At 70.2% G+C, this 17,595-nt stretch carries 18 protein-coding genes; 11 read left to right on the plus strand and 7 right to left on the minus strand.

Going from position 1 to position 17,595, the window contains the following annotated elements; translation table 11 throughout:
- Positions 1-18: 18 nt before the first annotated feature.
- On the minus strand, positions 19-732 hold the full coding sequence (locus NS4_RS27275; RefSeq protein ID WP_245665774.1) for a hypothetical protein: 714 nt from the start codon (positions 730-732) through the stop codon (positions 19-21).
- A 63-nt stretch (positions 733-795) separates the two neighbouring features.
- Here NS4_RS27275 and serC point away from each other — a divergent pair, with 63 nt between their 5' ends.
- The 3 genes from serC to NS4_RS27290 all read left to right on the plus strand — a co-directional run bounded on the left by serC (position 796) and on the right by NS4_RS27290 (position 4,570).
- Positions 796-1,920, plus strand: coding sequence for a phosphoserine transaminase (gene serC / locus NS4_RS27280; RefSeq protein ID WP_063062362.1), 1,125 nt, complete (start codon positions 796-798; stop codon positions 1,918-1,920).
- Positions 1,921-2,143: 223 nt separating this feature from the next.
- Positions 2,144-3,625: a septation protein SepH gene (sepH, locus tag NS4_RS33560; protein WP_245665776.1), complete on the plus strand. Its 1,482-nt coding sequence runs from the start codon at positions 2,144-2,146 to the stop codon at positions 3,623-3,625.
- A gap of 192 nt (positions 3,626-3,817) precedes the next feature.
- Complete coding sequence (locus NS4_RS27290; protein WP_157106282.1) at positions 3,818-4,570, plus strand: DUF6928 family protein; 753 nt, start codon at positions 3,818-3,820, stop codon at positions 4,568-4,570.
- A gap of 11 nt (positions 4,571-4,581) precedes the next feature.
- Here the strand turns inward: NS4_RS27290 and NS4_RS27295 are convergent, their stop codons facing one another.
- Together NS4_RS27295 and NS4_RS27300 are read right to left on the minus strand one after the other, a co-directional pair.
- Positions 4,582-4,884 (minus strand): DUF2537 domain-containing protein, encoded by a 303-nt coding sequence (locus NS4_RS27295; RefSeq protein WP_063062365.1) that lies wholly within the window; start codon positions 4,882-4,884, stop codon positions 4,582-4,584.
- Complete coding sequence (locus NS4_RS27300; RefSeq protein WP_157106283.1) at positions 4,881-5,684, minus strand: TrmH family RNA methyltransferase; 804 nt, start codon at positions 5,682-5,684, stop codon at positions 4,881-4,883. The genes NS4_RS27295 and NS4_RS27300 overlap by 4 nt, the downstream gene beginning before the upstream one ends.
- A 78-nt stretch (positions 5,685-5,762) precedes the next feature.
- Between NS4_RS27300 and NS4_RS27305 the strand changes: the two genes are divergently transcribed.
- Entirely contained in the window at positions 5,763-6,164 is a 402-nt protein-coding gene (locus tag NS4_RS27305; protein ID WP_030522800.1) for a YccF domain-containing protein, read from the plus strand.
- A 74-nt stretch (positions 6,165-6,238) separates the two neighbouring features.
- Here NS4_RS27305 and NS4_RS27310 read toward each other — a convergent pair whose 3' ends face one another.
- Positions 6,239-6,688: a MarR family winged helix-turn-helix transcriptional regulator gene (locus tag NS4_RS27310; protein WP_063062367.1), complete on the minus strand. Its 450-nt coding sequence runs from the start codon at positions 6,686-6,688 to the stop codon at positions 6,239-6,241.
- 48 nt (positions 6,689-6,736) lie between these two features.
- On the opposite strand from NS4_RS27310, the gene NS4_RS27315 reads away from it, so the two are divergent.
- Positions 6,737-6,976 (plus strand): DUF2530 domain-containing protein, encoded by a 240-nt coding sequence (locus NS4_RS27315; RefSeq protein ID WP_063062368.1) that lies wholly within the window; start codon positions 6,737-6,739, stop codon positions 6,974-6,976.
- Positions 6,977-7,114: 138 nt separating this feature from the next.
- Positions 7,115-7,741 carry a TetR/AcrR family transcriptional regulator gene (locus NS4_RS27320; protein ID WP_084487782.1) on the plus strand — a complete coding sequence of 209 codons (627 nt, stop codon included), beginning with the start codon at positions 7,115-7,117 and terminating at the stop codon, positions 7,739-7,741.
- Between the two features lie 5 nt (positions 7,742-7,746).
- Here NS4_RS27320 and NS4_RS27325 read toward each other — a convergent pair whose 3' ends face one another.
- The gene (locus NS4_RS27325) at positions 7,747-10,515 is read right to left on the minus strand and encodes a sacsin N-terminal ATP-binding-like domain-containing protein (RefSeq protein WP_157106285.1); all 2,769 of its coding nucleotides are present in this window, start codon (positions 10,513-10,515) and stop codon (positions 7,747-7,749) included.
- Between the two features lie 160 nt (positions 10,516-10,675).
- Positions 10,676-11,989 carry a DUF3027 domain-containing protein gene (locus NS4_RS31770; protein WP_157106284.1) on the minus strand — a complete coding sequence of 438 codons (1,314 nt, stop codon included), beginning with the start codon at positions 11,987-11,989 and terminating at the stop codon, positions 10,676-10,678.
- A 17-nt stretch (positions 11,990-12,006) separates the two neighbouring features.
- Between NS4_RS31770 and NS4_RS27335 the strand changes: the two genes are divergently transcribed.
- From NS4_RS27335 to NS4_RS27345, 3 genes are all read left to right on the plus strand, one after another.
- Entirely contained in the window at positions 12,007-12,780 is a 774-nt protein-coding gene (locus tag NS4_RS27335) for a glutaminyl-peptide cyclotransferase (RefSeq protein WP_063062370.1), read from the plus strand.
- A 653-nt stretch (positions 12,781-13,433) separates the two neighbouring features.
- Positions 13,434-15,140 (plus strand): MFS transporter, encoded by a 1,707-nt coding sequence (locus NS4_RS27340; RefSeq protein WP_084487786.1) that lies wholly within the window; start codon positions 13,434-13,436, stop codon positions 15,138-15,140.
- Positions 15,137-15,643 carry a DUF2771 domain-containing protein gene (locus NS4_RS27345; protein ID WP_084487783.1) on the plus strand — a complete coding sequence of 169 codons (507 nt, stop codon included), beginning with the start codon at positions 15,137-15,139 and terminating at the stop codon, positions 15,641-15,643. The genes NS4_RS27340 and NS4_RS27345 overlap by 4 nt, the downstream gene beginning before the upstream one ends.
- Positions 15,644-15,698: 55 nt before the next feature.
- Here the strand turns inward: NS4_RS27345 and NS4_RS27350 are convergent, their stop codons facing one another.
- Entirely contained in the window at positions 15,699-16,118 is a 420-nt protein-coding gene (locus NS4_RS27350) for a cold-shock protein (protein WP_063062371.1), read from the minus strand.
- A 188-nt stretch (positions 16,119-16,306) separates the two neighbouring features.
- On the opposite strand from NS4_RS27350, the gene NS4_RS27355 reads away from it, so the two are divergent.
- Both NS4_RS27355 and NS4_RS27360 read left to right on the plus strand, forming a co-directional pair.
- Positions 16,307-16,552 carry a hypothetical protein gene (locus NS4_RS27355; protein WP_063062372.1) on the plus strand — a complete coding sequence of 82 codons (246 nt, stop codon included), beginning with the start codon at positions 16,307-16,309 and terminating at the stop codon, positions 16,550-16,552.
- A 379-nt stretch (positions 16,553-16,931) separates the two neighbouring features.
- Positions 16,932-17,582 carry a transglycosylase family protein gene (locus NS4_RS27360; RefSeq protein WP_063062373.1) on the plus strand — a complete coding sequence of 217 codons (651 nt, stop codon included), beginning with the start codon at positions 16,932-16,934 and terminating at the stop codon, positions 17,580-17,582.
- Positions 17,583-17,595 lie beyond the last annotated feature (13 nt).

Here is a 17,595-nt window from a genome sequence, read left to right on the forward strand (position 1 = left end):
CGCGCCAATAAACACAGCTCAGGTTCGTTCGGGTTCGGCTTCCCAATCGATGGCCACCGATTCTCCGGCGTCCACGGCGAAGAAGGCTGCTTGTAGTTTGGCGCCGAGGTCCAAGTGGCCGATCGCGGCCAAGGGGACCGATTGGACCACTCTGACGCGCCAGGGGCCGGGTTCGTCCCAGGCACGTAGTTCCAGGTCCAGGCGCAGGACCGGGTCGTCGCAGCCGCAATAGTCGGCATCCACGGCGGTCACCGCGAGGACGGTGGCCTCGGCGCGGCGCCCCTCGGCGAGGATCTTGGTCAGACCGGCCCGGCCGGGGTCGGTATCGCCGGGGAGATACAGCACCATGCGGTCGCGGTCCCCGGGGTCGACCCGGCAGCACACCAGGTCACCGGGCCGCATACGGTCCAGTTCGGCGCCGGAGACCCGCTGGTGCACCTGGGCCTCGTACGGCGGCAGGCCGGGCAGCCGGACGCGGACGCGGAAGGTGTAGCCGGGTTCGGCCCGGCGGGTGCCGGCCGCCAGCACGGTCGCCGAACCCGCCGTTCCGGTGGCCAGCAGGTCCCGGCGATCGGGTCCGGTGGGGGATTCGCCGCGCCGCCGGAAGCGGCGCGGAAGCAGGTCGCGTAACCGGGCGAGCGACCCGGGCGAACCCGGGAGTTCCCTCCGGCCCCGCGCACGGCTGTCACCGGATCCACCCCCGGCAGCGCCCCTCGACGACCGCATGCTCATACCCGTTCACGTTAGCCGGAGTGTGGTACGCGGCACAGCAACGGCGCGGCTACGCTGTTCGCCATGACCAGTGCGTTCCCGACCATCCCCGAAGACCTCTTGCCCGCCGACGGTCGTTTCGGCTGCGGGCCGTCCAAGGTTCGCCCGGAGCAGCTGCAGTCCCTGGTGGAGGTGGGTGCCTCGGTATTCGGCACCAGCCATCGGCAGAAACCGGTCAAAGATGTGGTGGCCCGGGTGCGCTCCGGGTTACGGGACCTGTTCTCCCTCCCCGAGGGCTATGAGGTCGTCCTCGGTAACGGCGGCACCACCGCGTTCTGGGACGCTGCCGCGTTCGGCCTGGTCCGCGAGCGTTCCCTGCACCTGACCTACGGCGAGTTCAGCGCCAAGTTCGCCAGTGTCACCAAGAAGAACCCCTTCCTCGGCGACCCGATCGTCGTCTCCGCCGATCCGGGCAGCGCGCCGGAGCCGGTCGCCGACCCCGCCGCCGACCTGATCGGCTGGGCGCACAACGAGACTTCCACCGGTGTCTCCGTGCCCGTGCAGCGGCCGGCCGGTTCGGAGAACGCGCTCATCGCCATCGACGCCACCTCCGGCGCGGGCGGGCTGCCGGTGAACATCGCCGATGCCGATGTCTACTACTTCGCCCCGCAGAAATGTTTCGCCGCCGACGGCGGACTGTGGATCGCGCTCATGAGCCCGGCCGCGCTGGCGCGGGTGGCCGAGATCAAGGAATCCGGTCGCTGGACTCCGGACTTCCTTTCACTGCCGATCGCCATCGAGAACAGTCTCAAGGACCAGACCTACAACACCCCGGCCCTGGCGACCCTGCTGCTGTTCGCCGACCAGATCGATTGGCTCAACCGCAACGGCGGTCTGGACTGGGCGGTGAAGCGGACTCTGGATTCTTCGTCGCGGCTGTACGCGTGGGCCGAGGCCAGCGAATTCGCCACCCCGTTCGTCACCGATCCGGCGCACCGGTCGCAAGTGGTGGGCACCATCGATTTCGCGGACTCGGTGGACGCCGCCGCGGTGGCCAAGACGCTGCGGGCCAACGGCATCGTCGACACCGAGCCGTACCGCAAATTGGGCCGTAACCAATTGCGCGTCGGGATGTTCCCGGCGATCGACCCCGAGGATGTCGGGCAGTTGACCCGCTGCATCGATTGGGTCGTGGAAAACCTCGGCTGAGGCGAGATCACCTGCGGGTTCGGGCCCGTCGCGCGTGTCGCGCGACGGGCCCGCCGACGTCTTACGGAATCAACTTGATACACAAGGGAATAGAGCAGATTAGCGGTAGATGACGGCCGCAGGGTACATTTCGATGCCGCGTGTCTTGCCACACGAATCCCAGAAGTGCACTACTGTTCCAGAACGTGGGCGGTATCGCGAGCGACGCGATAAGGAGGTTACGGTGCGTGAACTTCGAGTGATCGGGGTGACGCCCGACTCCGCCCACATCGTGTGCGTCGACACCGAAAGTGGTCAGAAATTCCGGCTTCCCGCCGACGACAAACTTCGTGCCGCCGCCCGCGGCGACCTTGCCCGATTCGGCCAGATCGAGATCGAAATGGAAGCAACTATGCGTCCTCGCGATATCCAGGCTCGAATCCGTGCCGGCGCGTCGGTCGAGCAGGTGACACAGGAATCCGGTATGCCGGTGAGCCGGGTGGAGCGGTTCGCCTATCCGGTACTGCTGGAGCGGGCCCGCGCAGCCGAACTCGCGCAGAAGGCGCATCCCATCCGCCCGGACGGCCCGGCCGTGGAGATCCTGATCGATGTGGTGACCGCCGCTTTCACCGCACGCGGGCATACCCTCGACAACGCCGAATGGGATGCCTGGAAAGACGAGAAAGGCTTCTGGGTCGCCCAGTTGCAGTGGCAGAACGGTCGTTCGGAGATCGCCGCGCACTGGCGCTATCAGCCGGACGCGCACGGCGGCAGCGTTTCCCCGCTCGACGATCCGGCCACCGATCTGATCGATCCGGATTTCGGTCGCGCGCTGCGTGGTCTCGCCTCGATCCTGCCGGTCGAATCCGAACCGGCGGCCGCGCCCGAACCGGTGGCCGAGCCGCGGCGTGAACCCGCCCGGGCCGCCGCTGTCGATGACTACTACGAGCAGCGCGCAGTCGCCGCCGGTGGTACGACACCGCTGCCCGCGACCGCGACCCCGCTCTCCCCCGGCAGCACCCGACCGGGTGGTACGGCGTTGCCCGCGGGCACCCCGGCGGCGAACGCCCCCGCCGAAACCTACCGCCCCCCGGCGGATACCTACCGCCCCCCGGCGGATACCTACCGCCCCCCGGCGGATACCTACCGGCCCCCTGCGGATACCTACCGCGCACCGGCCGAGACGTATCCGGTCCCCGCCGAACCGGCTCACCCCGCGACACCGCGGCCCGCGCCCGCCCCGGCGGCAGCACCGCCCGCGGCTCCCGCCCCGGCGGCCGAATTGCCGCATACACCGGCCGAAGCCGCTGCCACCGAACTCGTTTCGCCGGCGCCCGAACCGGCCCCCGCAGCCGTCGCGCCCGAACCGGCTCCACTGGCGACCGCGCCCGCCGCACCCGCCCCTGTGGAGGTGCCGCAGCCCGCGCCCGCGGCCGCCGCCGAACCGGCTTCCGACCCGGAAGCCGCAGCGGCCCCGGCGGAAACCGCCATCCCGGCCGTTGCCGAGATCACCGCTGCTCCGGCGCCCACCGAGGCCGATACATCGGAGGCGGCCACCGAAGAGCCGACCGCAGCAGCAGACGAATCCGAACCGCCCGCTGCGAAGCCGGCGGCGAAGAAGCCTGCCGCCAAAGCCGCGAAACCGGCGGCCCGCACCAAGCGCGGCAAAGCGCCCATGCCGTCCTGGGAGGATGTACTGCTCGGCGTTCGCAGTTCGGGTCACTGACCGCTGCGGACCGGCGTGTTACCCCGCGCAACCGCCCGGATCATCCGTTTGCGCGAGTAAGTTCGGTGTATACGGCGACGCCGTCCGATGATTCCGGGCCGGCCCGGACGACGACAGCAGTTGCGCCGAGAAGTTCGCGACCTGGTTTCGTGCGCTATCGGAGGTGGACCGATGCTGTCCAAGGTTTCATCCGTGTGGTACGTCGATACCCCCGACCCGCCGGCGGTGCTACGCGCCGACCCCGACCCCGACCCGGACGCGGCCTACGCGCTGGCCCGGCAACTTCATCCCGACCTGGACGTAGAAGCCGCCGCATCGGTCACTCTCGGCGATTCCGGCGGCCCGGACGCCGACGAGGTCTATATCGGCAGCTATCCCGGACTCACTCTGCTGTGCAGTTCCTACGCCGCCCGAGTACAGCCGACCGCCATACCGGAGCTGCTGGTGCGGCCGCTCGCCGAAGAGCACACCTATCTGGTGTCGTTCGATCTCGAGTACGGCTGGGGTGCGTTCGCGCACTGGGAACGCGGCGAACTGCGGCGAGCGTTCAGTTCCACCCGGCTCAACATTCTGCAGGACCACGGCCTGCCTCATATCTGGGAGCGGCCGCACTGGGCGGGTGAGCATCCCATCGCCTGGCGGCCCGGCGAACTACCTGATCCGCTGGTGCTGCCTTTCGATCCGCCCCGTTTCGCCGACACCGCCAACCGCGAATGGCTGGGATTCCGGTATTTCCCTGCCGCCACCGCGGATCGTGCGATCGCGGCCGACGCCCGCCCGGTGGACCCCGAAGACATCCGGGTCTGTGTTTTCCGGTTACGTCCCCATGGAGATCGCGTGGACGATCCACAACCGCCGCAGCCGCAGAATCGGGTCGCGCACGAACGCAAGGGCCTGCTGTCCTGGTTACGCGGCCACGAAGCCGCGGTGGGCGCCGACCAGTAGCTCGGGCTCGGTCACGCCGCGAACAGCAAGCCGACCCAGGCCAGCGCCACTCCCGTACTCGCCCCGGCCAGCACCCAGCGGGTCACCGGGCGCGCCCGCCAGCGCCATACGGTGGGCGCAACCCCGCCGACCGCGACCAGATTCACCGCCAGCGACAGCACGGGGTGTACCCGGGCCAGTGCGGCCCCGAAGGCGAATACACCGACCGCGGTCAGCGCCGCCACCAGAACGGCGACCGTGATACCCGCCGCCCACGGGGTGGGTGCACCGGGCGGGCGGACCCGCCGGCCGGGGCCACCGGGCGCCGGGGTCACGATGCCCGCACCCGCTCGTAGAACGCCATTGCCGCCGCGGTCGCCACGTTCAGCGAATCGGTTCCCGCCGACATCGGTATCCGGGCCCGCACATCCGCCGCGGCCATGGCTTCCACGGTCAGGCCGGGCCCCTCGGCACCCAGCAACAGCGCCACCCGGTCGCCGGTGAGCGCGGCGGCCAGCGTCGGCGCCGCCGGGTCCGGGGTCAGGGCCGCCACCTGGAAACCCCGGTTTCGCAGCCGGTCGAGCCCGCGCGGCCACTCCGGTACCCGGGCGAAGGGCACCCGCAGCGCATGTCCCATCGAAACCCGCACGGACCGACGGTACAGCGGATCCGCGCAACGATCGCCGAACAGGATCGCGTCCACTCCCAGACCGGCCGCATTGCGGAACATCGACCCGAGGTTTTCGTGGTCGTTCACGCCTTCGAGCACCGCCACGGTGGTGGCGGCGGCGATGGTCTCGTCGAAATCGCGTTCGGGCGGCCGGTGCGCCACCGCCAGCACACCGCGGTTGAGATGGAACCCGACCACCTCGGCCATCACTTCCGCGGAGGCCCGGTAGAACGGCACCTCCACCCCCGCGAGTTCGGGGGCGAGTTCCCGCCACCGTTTGTCCACGCCGAGCAACGCGTGCGGCCGGAAAGGCGAATCCAGCATCCGCCGCACCACCACGGTTCCCTCCGCGATGACCAGTCCTTTGCCGCCGGGCCGATCGGGTCTGCGATCGGCGGCCTTCAGATCGCGGAAATCGTCGACCCGCGGATCGTCCACACTGTCCACCTCGAGAACCACGGCCACGGCGCCCATCCTGCCAACACCCGCCACCGGCGGTCCGTGGTGGGTGCGCTCGGCGCAGCTTTAGGGCATGCTCGAAATATGAAGCCGATCCAGCTCCTGCTCAATATCCTGTGGCTCGTCCTCGCGGGGTTCTGGATGGCGCTGGGCTATTTCCTGGCCGCTCTGATCTGCTTCGTCCTCATCATCACGATCCCGTTCGGGGTCGCCGCGCTGCGCAACGGCGTCTACATGCTGTGGCCGTTCGGCCGCACCACCGTCGAGAAACCGGGAGCCGGCGCGGGCGCGCTGCTGGGCAACATCATCTGGTTCGTGGTCGCCGGCTGGTGGCTGGCCCTGGGGCATCTGGGTACCAGCATCGCCCTGGCCTGCACGATCATCGGTATTCCGTTCGCCTGGGCGAACCTCAAACTGATTCCGCTCGCCCTGTTCCCGCTGGGCCGCGAAATCGTCGACAGTGACCGGCCGTTCGCGGCGCGCTGAGGTCGCGGCGCAGGGTGTGGCGGATGATCGCCGGTGCGAAGGAGGCGGGGTGCCGGCAGCACGCCGCTGCCGATTCACTCCGAATCGGCGACGATCTGGTTCATGATCGCGACCGCCCGTTGCAGATCGTCGAGCTGATCGGGTTCCAGAACCGCGAGCTGGGCGCTCATCCAGGCTTCCCGGGCACTGCGTTCATCGGCGAGCAGCGCGTGCCCGGCCGTGGAGAGCGAAACGATGATCTGCCGGCCGTCGGTCGGATGCGGGTTGCGCTCCACCAGACCGAGATCGGTGAGCGAGGCGATCACCCGGGTCATCGACGGAGGCTGGACCCGTTCCTTGGCCGCCAGCGCACCGGGCGTCAGCGCGCCCTCGTTGCCGAGGGTGGCCAGGACCGAGAGCTGGGTCAGCGATATCTGCGATTCCGTTCGCCGCCCCCGTAGATGCCGCGTCAAGCGCACCACCGCCAGCGAGAGGTCGCTGGCCAGCGCCCGCACATCCGAGTGGGTAGTCACAAAGTGAACCATACGTGACACACGTCGGATCGGCGTGCGTACAGCGGTTACGCTGATCGAATGGACCCGCAGCTCCCGCAGTTCCCCACGTGGCTGACCGACCCCCGGCCGGTACTGGCGCTCGGGTGCGCGCTGTTCGCCGTCGCGGCCGCGGTGGTCTGGCTCAGCGGGCCGCGGTGGGAATCGGCTCGCCCGGTATGCCTGATGGGTTTGGCGGTCGGGCTGCTCGGGTACATCATCTTCGCGGTACAACGCCGCAGCGCCCGGCGCGGTGACAAGGGCGCACAGACCGGGTTGTGACCGTCGAAGCCGGCTCTCCGGTACCGGCGGCGATATCGTCGGAAAACACCGACCGGGAGTCCACCGAGGCCCCCGGTCGCTTGCTGCTGCCCACCCGGGGAATTGACTGTTCGGTCCTATCGGGCCAAACTCGCTCAGGTGTCCTCCCGATTGAGCGTCGAAGAACGACGGGCCCACCTTATCGAGGCCGCGATCGGCCTTGCCGAGAAAAAGGGAGTCGCGGGGGTGACCACCCGCGATGTCGCTCAGGCGGCGGGTGTCTCACTAGGCGTGGTGCACTACTGTTTCGAGAACAAGGACGCGCTGATGACCGAGCTGGTCAAGGCGTTGTCGATGGAGCTGCGCGATTCGGTGGACGCGGGCGAATCGGTCTGGCAGGAAGCGGGCAGCGGTAATACAGCGCTCCGCGATCTGCTGCGCGCGGGACTGGAACTCATGTGGCTCAATATCGAAGCCACACCCGAACGTCAGCTGCTCACCTACGAGACCACCACCTACGCGCTGCGCGAGGGCGAACAGACTCCCGCGAAGCTGGCGATCGCCCGGGAACAGTACGCCTTCAACGATTCCACCGTCGCCGACATCCTCGATCACGCCCGCGACGCCACCGCGAGTACCTGGACGGTTCCGGTGGCGCAGCTCTCGCGTTTCACGCTCAGCGTGATCGACGGCCTCGTCCTGCGCTGGCTGGTCGACAACGACAGTGAAAGCGTACGCACTCAACTCGATCTGCTCGCCGCGGCGCTGGCCGGGCACGCGGAATAGCCCACTCAGGCTGGATGGCCCGGACGCCGCACATGGGTCGCCGTGCCGTCCCGCCACCACGGCACGGTGACCGTCCGCGCGACCGCCCCCGTCAGCCGGATACTCAGCTCGTCGTGCAGGATCAGCGGTCCGTCCTGCGATGGCAGATCGAACATCCGGCGCAGCACCACACCCAGCGGCTCCTGCGCCCAATCGGTTTCGTGTCCCCGGCCGACGACCTCCGCTTCGACCTGTTCGGAAACCAACGGTAGATCCAGCAGCAGCGCGAGGTCGGCGGCGGTCGCCGGATCGGCGACCACGAGCCGGTCCGCGGGCACCACGAGACCGAACCAGGGCAGGTCCAGCACCAAGGCGTCCCCGGCGTCGATCACCGCTCCGGACAGTGCCCGGACATGGTCGGGCGGGTCGAGCGCGCCGAGCTCCAGCCGCGGCACCGCGGCGCCGAGCCGGGCGTGGACCAGCGCGACCACCTCGGGCGCCGGGGTCTTCTCGCTGTCGGCCAGCGCCGCGAGCAGCATTTCGACGAGCTCGCGGTCCAAGGTTGCGGGGGCCGCGAGGCAGCCGCGCAGGGCGTCGAGGTCGGCCGCGGACAGGCCGGTGATCGGGAGTTCCGGCAGCAGCCCGGCGAATTCGGTATCCGCCGGATGCCGATAGCCGCCCAGCGCGATGCCGTCGATCCGGGCATAGTGGCGCAACCACCACGCCGTGTACCCGGCCGGGTCCCCGAGCAGCGGCCGGGTGCGCTCCGTGGTGAGCAACCGCCACAGCGCCTCCGGCCAGGCCGCGTCGTCCACCAGATCCAGGTCACGTACCGCGATCAGTTCCGCGGGATCCTCGGCGAGGCCGGACCACCAGGTCTCCTCGTCGTCGAGGTGATGGTCGGGACCGGTGGGGTCGGTTTCGGTGACCACCCCGAAATCCCATCCGACACCGACCGCCCGCAGCGCGTCGGCACCGTATTCGGCGACCACCTCCCGCGCGACCACCCCGAACGGCGAATCCGGAACCAGGAGTTCGATCAAAGGGGCATCGGGAAGCAGCAGTTCATCGGCCGGGCGTGTACCACCGGAGCTTTCGGGGAGTTCGAGCATGCCGAGCCAGTCCGGCAGTTCGGCGGGATCGGCCGCCGCGGCCAATCGCAGTACCGCCTCGGTCGTCTCCGGCTCGCCGGGGTGCTCGGTCAGTTCCACCTGTAAGGCGGGATCCGACAGCAGATCCGCGATCCGTGCCCGCTGCGCACCCAGGCGCGCCAGCAGTGGATGCGACGCGTCCGGATGCACCAGCCGAGCCCAGTGCACCGGAACCGCCGCGGGCAGCGCCGTGAGTTCGTCGTCCAGCACCACCGTCCGCGGCCCCGTCACCGACCGCCCGTCTGCGAGCGGTACCGCCAGGGCGCCGAGTTCTTCCACCGTCAGCGGGTCGGTGACGAACGGTTCCAGCGCGGAGTAGAAAGCGAACCACCAGGCAGGCGGCCGTTCCAATCCGGCGGACAGCTCCGCCAGCCGCGCCGGGCCGAGCCGGTGCACCTCCAGCGCCGCGAGTGCCTCGGCGTAGCGGGCACCGGACAGTTCCGGGGCCACCAGCGGATCGAGCACACCACCCAGTAGGCCGGCCAGTTCGGGCGTGAGATCGGGAAATACGCTCGCCCGCGCCGGTACGGCCACCCGGTCGTCCGCGTCGCCTTCCCGGAAGAATTCGTCGTGCCCGGCGTCCGCGGGTGCGGCGACCACCGGGAGCCAGGTGCCGGTACGCAGTTCACGCAGGATCGCCTCACGCAAGAGCCCATCGGTCTCGCTGCGCGCGAATCCCGGAGTCGGTACCAGCACGAGCCGGTACCGCCGGGGCAGCGCGCGGGCGAAATCGGCATACCCGGCGGCGAGTTCGGCCGGACGATTGCCCGGCAGCACGCGCCGGCGGTCGGGTTGCATCGGAATATCCGCGATGAGTACCGCCGGCAGGGACAGCTCTTCGTCCGAACGGGTCGGCGCCCGCAGCACGTCGGGCGCGGCGGGCACCGGGACCCCGTCGCGCAACGGCAGCAACCAGCGCGCCCGCTGGGTCCGAAACTCCCACCACAGGTGTTCGGTGCCGGAACCGCCGATCTGCAACTCGCGTACTCCCGCGAACCGAGAATCGCGGGTTTCGGCGCGCACCACCTCGTCACCGATCCGGATCTCGCGCAGCGCCGGCAACTCCAGCAGCAGGTCCACCGCCTCGGCCCGCATGGATTCCAGCAGTGCGGCCGGGTCGATCCCGGCACGCAGCGACAGCACGATCTCGGTGTCCGCGCCGTCGACCGGGGCCGCGGCCACCGGCCAGGCGAGGCGTAATACGGGGGGCGCCGGTACGTCCCCATCGCCCGGGGCCGAAACGCCGGAAGCGCGCAACGCCTCACGGGTCAGCGCCCGGGAGAAGCACAGCGACCCACTGGTGGAGCGGATTTCGAGTTCGTCGGAGATCGTCAGTACAGCCGTGAAACCGACACCGAATCGTCCGGCCTCCCCGCCGCTACCCGATTTCCCCGACGCCCGCAGAGCCGTCAGCGCGTGCACTCCGGCGATATCCAGCGGTGCGCCGGTATTGGCGACCGAGAGGGTCCGGCCCGTGCACCGTACAGTGACCCGGCCCGGTACTCCCGCCTTCACCGCCGCGTCCGCCGCGTTCTGCGCCAGTTCCGTCAGCAGGCGATCGCGGTAACCGGCGCGCACCAGGTCCGCCTCGGTGGTGGCGTCCTCGCGCAGCCGAGTCGGGGAATCCCGCCAGGCGGCCAGCACCGCGGCACGCAGGTCGGCCGTGCCGAAGGGATCCGCGGTGCCGGGATCTGTTTCCACTGGCCCGAAGGTATCGCCCACCGCACCGGTCTCACTCACGCGAATCAGCGTACGTGCCCGGCGCACCGGCTCTGCCGCGCACAGTGGGGGTCCGACTGCCCGGTCAGTTGTCGGCGGGGCCGGGGACCGGGTCGCCGGCCTCCGGTGCGGCGTGCTCGCCGCTCTCCGCCTCGGCGGCCGATTCAGCGGACCGGTCCGTGGCGGCGGTTCGCGTTTCGAGTTCCGCGTCGGTGGTCGCCGGTTCGCGCTCGGCCGCCGGATCGGCGGTCCCCGGCGCGGCGGGGAGGGGTTCCACCGGACCCGCGTCCGGGGCGGTCACCTCGACAGCCGGCCCGGGACCGGATTCCGCAGCCGGTTCGGTGCTCGACTCGGCAATCGGTTCAGCGGCCGATTCACGTGCCGGTCCGGTACTCGACTCGCCGGCCGGGCCGGAGGCACTCGTGGTGACCGGGCCGACGGTGGCGCCCGCAGCCGGACCTGTGGCGGCGGACTCGGTCGTATCGTTACCGGCCGGACTCACGACCTCGGCAGCAGTCCGCGATTCGGGTGCCCCCGCTTCCGCCCCGCTCACCGAAGGGGCGGCCACGACCGCCTGCCCCGGGACCACCGCGTCCGGCGCGACGTCGGCCTCGGCGGCCGCCTCGCTCCCGCGCCCGGCCTCCGGAGACTTCGGCGGTACCGCGACCACTTCGACGGCGGCATCGTCGTAGGCCTGATAGATCGGTGACCCGGCACCCGTCGGCAGCCGGGTATCCGAATGCGCGCCGCAGCCGTATCCCATGTGGACCACATGGCCGTCGGCGCCCATCGCGTTCGCGCAGACGCCGAAACAGGCGCGCAACGCACCGGCGAGGGGCAGGTAGAAGCCACAACTCTCGCAGGAGGCGGGCGCGGCCCTGGCCATCTCGGTCTCGGGACCGTACTCGGCGTACCAGCGTTCGGCCGCCTCGGCCCGGCCCTCCCGGCTGAGCACCTGTTTACGGCCGAGGCCCACCTCGGGGGCCGTCTCGTCGATCTCGGGGTCGCCGGTGGCGGTGTAGCCGGGGACCAGGCGCGGGTCGTCGGCGGGCGGGGCCAGCAGATCACCGGGCGCCAGATCACCGGGCCGGATGCGCTGTTCCCATGGCACGAACTCCGGCGCGATCAACGCGTCGGGACCGGGCAGCAACGCGGACTCGCTCACGGTCACCCGGTCGGTGCCGGGCGCGGCGGCCACCACCACCGCCCACTGCCAGCCGTGATAGCCGGGCAGCGTGGCCTCGAAGCGGTGCGTCGCCGAACATTCGTCCTCGGCGCGGACTCCCAGATGCGCTCCGACCCCGGTCGGTTCCAGGTCCACGAGCGCACTACGAGCCAGGTCGACGGCCCCTGCCAGGATCGTCCGCACCTCGGTGTCCGAAACAGATACTGCGCTCACGGTCTACATTTTGCCGTATGAAGCGCACTCGGCGAACCTGGGTCGGTGCCGCGCTGGTCTGCCTGCTCACCACGGCCGCCTGCCGGAACACCGATGACGCGGTACCGCGCCTGAACATCGAGGTGCTGGCGACCCATCGCCACGACCTCGGCGCGTTCACGCAGGGGCTGGAGATCGACGGCGAGGTGCTCTACGAGAGCACGGGGATGGTCGGGTTCTCCGGGGTGCGCACGACCGATCGCGCGACCGGCGCCGAACTGGCCCGGACCCGCCTCCCGCCGCCTTTCTTCGGTGAGGGCATCACCGTGGCCGGCGACACGCTGTGGCAGCTCACCTGGAAAGAAGGGGTCGCCTTCGCCCGCGACCCGCGGACACTGGCCGAAAAACGCCAGGTGCGATACGAGGGCGAGGGCTGGGGTCTGTGCACCCGCGACGGGCAGCTCGTCATGAGCGACGGATCGGCCGGGCTCACGTTCCGCGACCCGGTGACCTTCGCGCCTACCGGGTCGGTCGCGCTGACCGCGCACACCGACGCGCGCCTCAACGAACTGGAATGCGCAGAGGACGGGTCGGTCTACGCCAACTCCTGGCCCACCGACGAAATCCTGCGGATCGATCCGGAAACCGGGCGTGTCCTGGCGGTCGTCGACGCCACCGGATTGCTGTCACCCGCCGAACGCGCGCAGACCGACGTGCTCAACGGAATCGCCCAGATACCGGGCAGCGACCGCTTCCTGCTCACCGGAAAGTACTGGCCCATGATGTTCGAGGTCCGTTTCGTCCCGGCCTGACCGGCGCGGCGGTCCAGCGACACATCTCACTTTCCGGCCATTGGGAGCAGGGCGGAGTTCGCCGGGCGTCACCGTGGGCCAGAATTGATGATGTGCCCACTTCCCGCGAGCCCTCTGGTTCCGATCGCGGTCAGTGGCCCGCCGGCGAGTCTGCGCCACCTCAGCGGCATCCAGGTTTCGACCGCTACCCCCCGCCGAACGTGCCACACCGCAACCGGGAACCCGACCCCGGCAACCGTCGTCCCGTCCCGCCGCCGACCCGTCCGCTGCCCGCCGACGGATCCGGCGCCGCGTGGCCGGACGGCTATTCGCCCGAGCCGGCGCGCAGTGGTCAGCGGATCCCACCGGCGCAGGCCCGGGACCGCGCGTCGGGGCGGCAGGGTCGCTTCGCTCGCATACTCGGCTCGCTGAGCGGGTCCCGCGGACCGGCGGACCCGCCGGGGACGGCCGGGCCGGGCCCCGGTCACCGGGCCGGCGAGGCGAACGGCACTGCGTTCTCCCCCGGCAACACCCGACGGCCCGGCAGCGAGCGGGAACGGCCGATCCCGGGTGTTCCCGCCGTGGGCAGCTCCGATCCGCGGACCGGTGGAGCTGCCCCGGCCGCTGGAGACTCCGTACCGGGGTCGACCGCCCGCTATCGGCCGGGCCCGCCCATGGATCACCGTCCCCCCGGCTCGGATCGCTCCCCCGGCGCCGGCGCACGGCGTGATCCGGGTAGGTCCGGTGCGGCCGGCCGACGCCCGTCCCCCGTCGCGGGGAGTCCGCAGCCCTGGGATCGGCCGGGCCCCGGTGCCGATGCGCGGGACCGCACCGAACCGAGCGGCGCGAGCGCTCGGCGAACCGCCGCGAACGCCGACGGCGACGAAGAACCGGCCGCGACCAAGGAGTATCCGAGCGCGGAAGCCGCCACGGAATACGACGACGAAGGCCGGCGTGTCCCCCGCAAACTCACCGTCACCCGGGTGGCCGCGATGCGCGGCCGGGAGATCACCGAGAAAGGTATCGCCACCTTCCGGCGGGCGGCCGAGGCCGATGGCGCGGACAAATCCGGGTTGACCGCGCTCACCTACGCCACCATGGCGAATTTCGCGCTGGACGCCGCGATCGCGGTCGCGCTCGCCAACACTCTGTTCTTCGCCAGCGCGACCGCGGAGAGCAAAACGAAGGTCGCACTGTATCTGCTGATCACGATCGCCCCGTTCGCGGTCATCGCGCCGCTCATCGGGCCGGCGCTGGACCGGCTCCAGCGCGGCCGGCGGCTGGCGCTGGCCGGCTCGTTCGCGGTGCGCGCGGTGCTGGCGGTGGTGCTGATCTTCAGTTTCGACAGCTGGGTGCTGTATCCGCTGGCGTTGTGCATGATGGTGCTCAGCAAATCGTTCGCGGTGCTCAAGAGCGCGGTGACACCCAGAGTCCTGCCGCCCGATATCGACCTGGTGCGCACCAACTCCCGGCTGACCGTTTTCGGTCTGGTCGGCGGCACGCTGGGCGCCGGCGGCCTCGCCGCGGCCGTCGCGGCGATCGCGGACTCGACCGGCGCGCTGATCCTGGCCACCGGTATCGCCGTCGGCGGGGCGTATCTGAGCTGGAAGATCCCGCGCTGGGTGGAGATCACCGAGGGCGAGGTGCCGACAACTCTCGGGTATCACGCCCGCGCCGGGGACACCGAGGCCTACGATCCCGCCGAAGAAGCCGCGGTACCGGCCCGCAAACGTCGTCAGCCGCTCGGCCGCGCAGTCGTCACCGGGCTGTGGGGTAACGGCAGTATCCGGGTGCTCACCGGGTTCCTGACCTTCTACGTCGCGTTCGTGGCCAAGGCCACCGAACACCGCCCGGTCCAGCAGGCCGCCATGCTCGGGCTGGTCGGCGCGGCCGCCGCCGTCGGTAATTTCGCGGGTAACGCCGCCGGGGCCCGGCTCCGGCTCGGCCGGCCCTCGCTGATCGTGGTGAACTGCACCATCGGCTGCGCGGCTGTCGCCGTCCTCGCCGTGGTGCTGGACAACCTGCTCGGCGCGGCGGTGGCCGCCCTGGTCGCCGCCGGGGCGAGCGCCCTGGCGAAGGTCTCGCTCGATGCCGCCATCCAGGATGATCTACCGCCCGAGTCGATCGCCTCCGGATTCGGCCGGTCCGAAACCGTCCTGCAGCTGAGCTGGGTGATCGGCGGCGCGGGCGGAGTCCTGCTGCCGACCGACTACTGGAAGGGTTTCGCGGTGGTCAGTGCGGTACTGGTCGGGGGGCTCGTCCAGACTGTGCTGAGCTACCGCGGGTTCAGTCTGCTGCCCGGTCTCGGCGGTCGCCGACCGCTGCACGCCGAGCAGGAATTTCCGCACTACGACCCCCCACGAGGAGAAGCCGCCCGGTGAGTACGAACAAAGCCCGCACGACCCTAGCGCTGGCCCTGGCCGGGATCCTGGTGCTGGTGGCCGCGACCGCCGGCGTGGTCTGGCTGCTGGCCCGGGACGCCGAGCCGAAGGACCCGGAGCTCACCGCCTACGCGCACGGCACCACCGTGACGGTGCCGCCGTTCCGCTACTGCACGGTGCGGATGGAGGACTGCCGGCAGGGCGAAACCGTGTATCTCGACGTGCCGGCCGGTAACCCCCTGCAGATCTCGCTGCCGGACGCTCTCGTGGAGAGCCCCTGGGAACTACTGCCGCTGTATGCCCGCGAGAACGGTGAGGTCGTCGAGCGGCCCAGTTCCTACCGGGACCATCCGGCGAACACCCGCGCCCTGACCGTCGCCTCCCGGCCGGAACCGGGTCTGGAACTGATCGGCGTGGAATTGCAGGTGATGATCATCGCGATCGACGAGGCCGGTAACGAGTTCCCCGTCCCCCACGCGGTGTGGTCGATCAAAACGGCGTGAAACGACAAGGGCCGGCCGGATGATCCGGCCGGCCCACGACATCGCGCGCGTCGGGTCAGCGGTCGAGTTCCCGCGCGACCGCGCGCACCACCTCCGAGATCCGCTGCGCGGTCTTGCGGTCCGGGTAGCGGCCCTTGCGCAGATCGGGCTGCACCTTCGCTTCGAGCAGCGTGATCATGTCCTCGACCATGCCGTGCAGTTCGTCGGGGCTGTGCTTACGCGCGACCGGCTCCTTGCGCGCGCTGCGCTCCTGGTTCTGCCGTACCGATGGGGGCGCCTCCACCAGTTTCAGGCTCAGCGCCTGCGGCCCGCGCCGTCCGGCCGCCATCCCGAATTCGACCCGCTGACCGGGCTTGAGCGTCTCGACGCCCTGGGGCAGCGCGGACGAGCGGACGTAGACGTCCTCACCCTCGTCCTGGGAAAGGAAGCCGAAGCCCTTTTCCACGTCGTACCACTTCACCTTGCCGGTCGGCACTGCGCTCACCCGTTCGTCTGTTCGGCGCCCGGCCCACCGGGCCGGGGCACGCTCGTCTGCTGGAACCCGCTGATGGCAGGTCTGTTCCCCTACTCGAAAAACGCGCCCCACAAGCATGCAGGACGCGAGATCGTTCCGAGTCTACCCCGGTGGGCACAGCGCCAGCACATCAGTTTTACGGTCGAACGGTGACGAATCCTGCCGATCCGCGGCCCTCCGGCCCCTCGTCCGGGCGCACCCCCGGCAACTGGTTACTTCAGCTCGCGCTGGGTCTTTTCGCCCTCGGACTGCTGTCGGTGGTGGCGATCTTCCTCACGCCGATCCTCACCGATGGCGAACCGGGGCTCTGGCTGTATCTGGGCGCCATGCTGGCTCCCGCCGGCTTCGTGGCGGCCTTGATCTTCGCGCTGCGCTCGGGCCGCAGATCCAGGTGACAACTGTCCAGTACCCGGCCTGACCGCGACCCAACCGTTATGTGATGATAATCACATAACGGCATGATAACGGGGCAGCGTGTCCTACGACGGATACCCAACGCAGTCCCACTAGCTGCGCAGAGTCGCTGAGCGCCGCATGTGACCGCTCCGCAACTCATCCGCACACGCCGGTTACCAAATAGTGATTTTTCGGCGGGAACGTCGTACCGTCTACCCCAGCCGGGCACATCCGGCCCACCGGCCCGCCGCACCGAACCTCGCCCCGCGGGTACCGGAACCCAACGGAAACCACAGGGGTGAGGGCGGGACGGGCACCCTCTCAGCCTGGACCCGAGCGAAGACCTCGCAGGTGCGTACGAGAGGAAGACGAACCCGAATGAGTGGACGCCATCGCAAGCCCACCAATACCGGTCGCACTGTGGCCAAGGTTGCCGTCACCGGCGCCATGATCAGCGGTGCGGGTGTAGCCCTCGCCGGTACAGCCAGCGCGGCACCCGACTCCGACTGGGATCGACTCGCGCAGTGCGAAGCCGGCGGCAACTGGGCCATCAACACCGGCAACGGCTATCACGGCGGACTGCAGTTCTCGCAGAGCACCTGGCAGGCCAACGGCGGCGGCGAATACGCCTCCACCGCCAACCAGGCCAGCCGCGAAGAGCAGATCGTGGTGGCCGAGCGCGTGCTCGCCTCGCAGGGCTGGGGCGCCTGGCCCTCCTGCTCCTCCTCGCTGGGCCTGAGCAGCGGCTCGACCCCGCGTGAAACCCCGGCCGACACTCCGGCCGTCCAGACCGAGACCCCCGCCCCGCAGCACCAGGCCGCACCGCAGCAGGCTCCGGCGCAGGCCCAGACGCAGACCCAGGAGGTCTACACCGCGGTGGACCGCGCGCTGGCCGCCGTGCAGGCGCAGGGCGTGCAGGTCCCGCAGCCCGCGCTGGATCTGTTCGAGGCCGTCAAGGCCGGCACCCCGCAGCTGGATCCCGGTCTGCTCAGTGTCTTCGAGGCCAACAAGGGCCTGCTGCCCTCCTGATCGGGCACCCGGC

The organism is Nocardia sienata NBRC 100364 (genome assembly GCF_001613205.1).
Taxonomy (GTDB): Bacteria; Actinomycetota; Actinomycetes; order Mycobacteriales; family Mycobacteriaceae; genus Nocardia; species Nocardia sienata.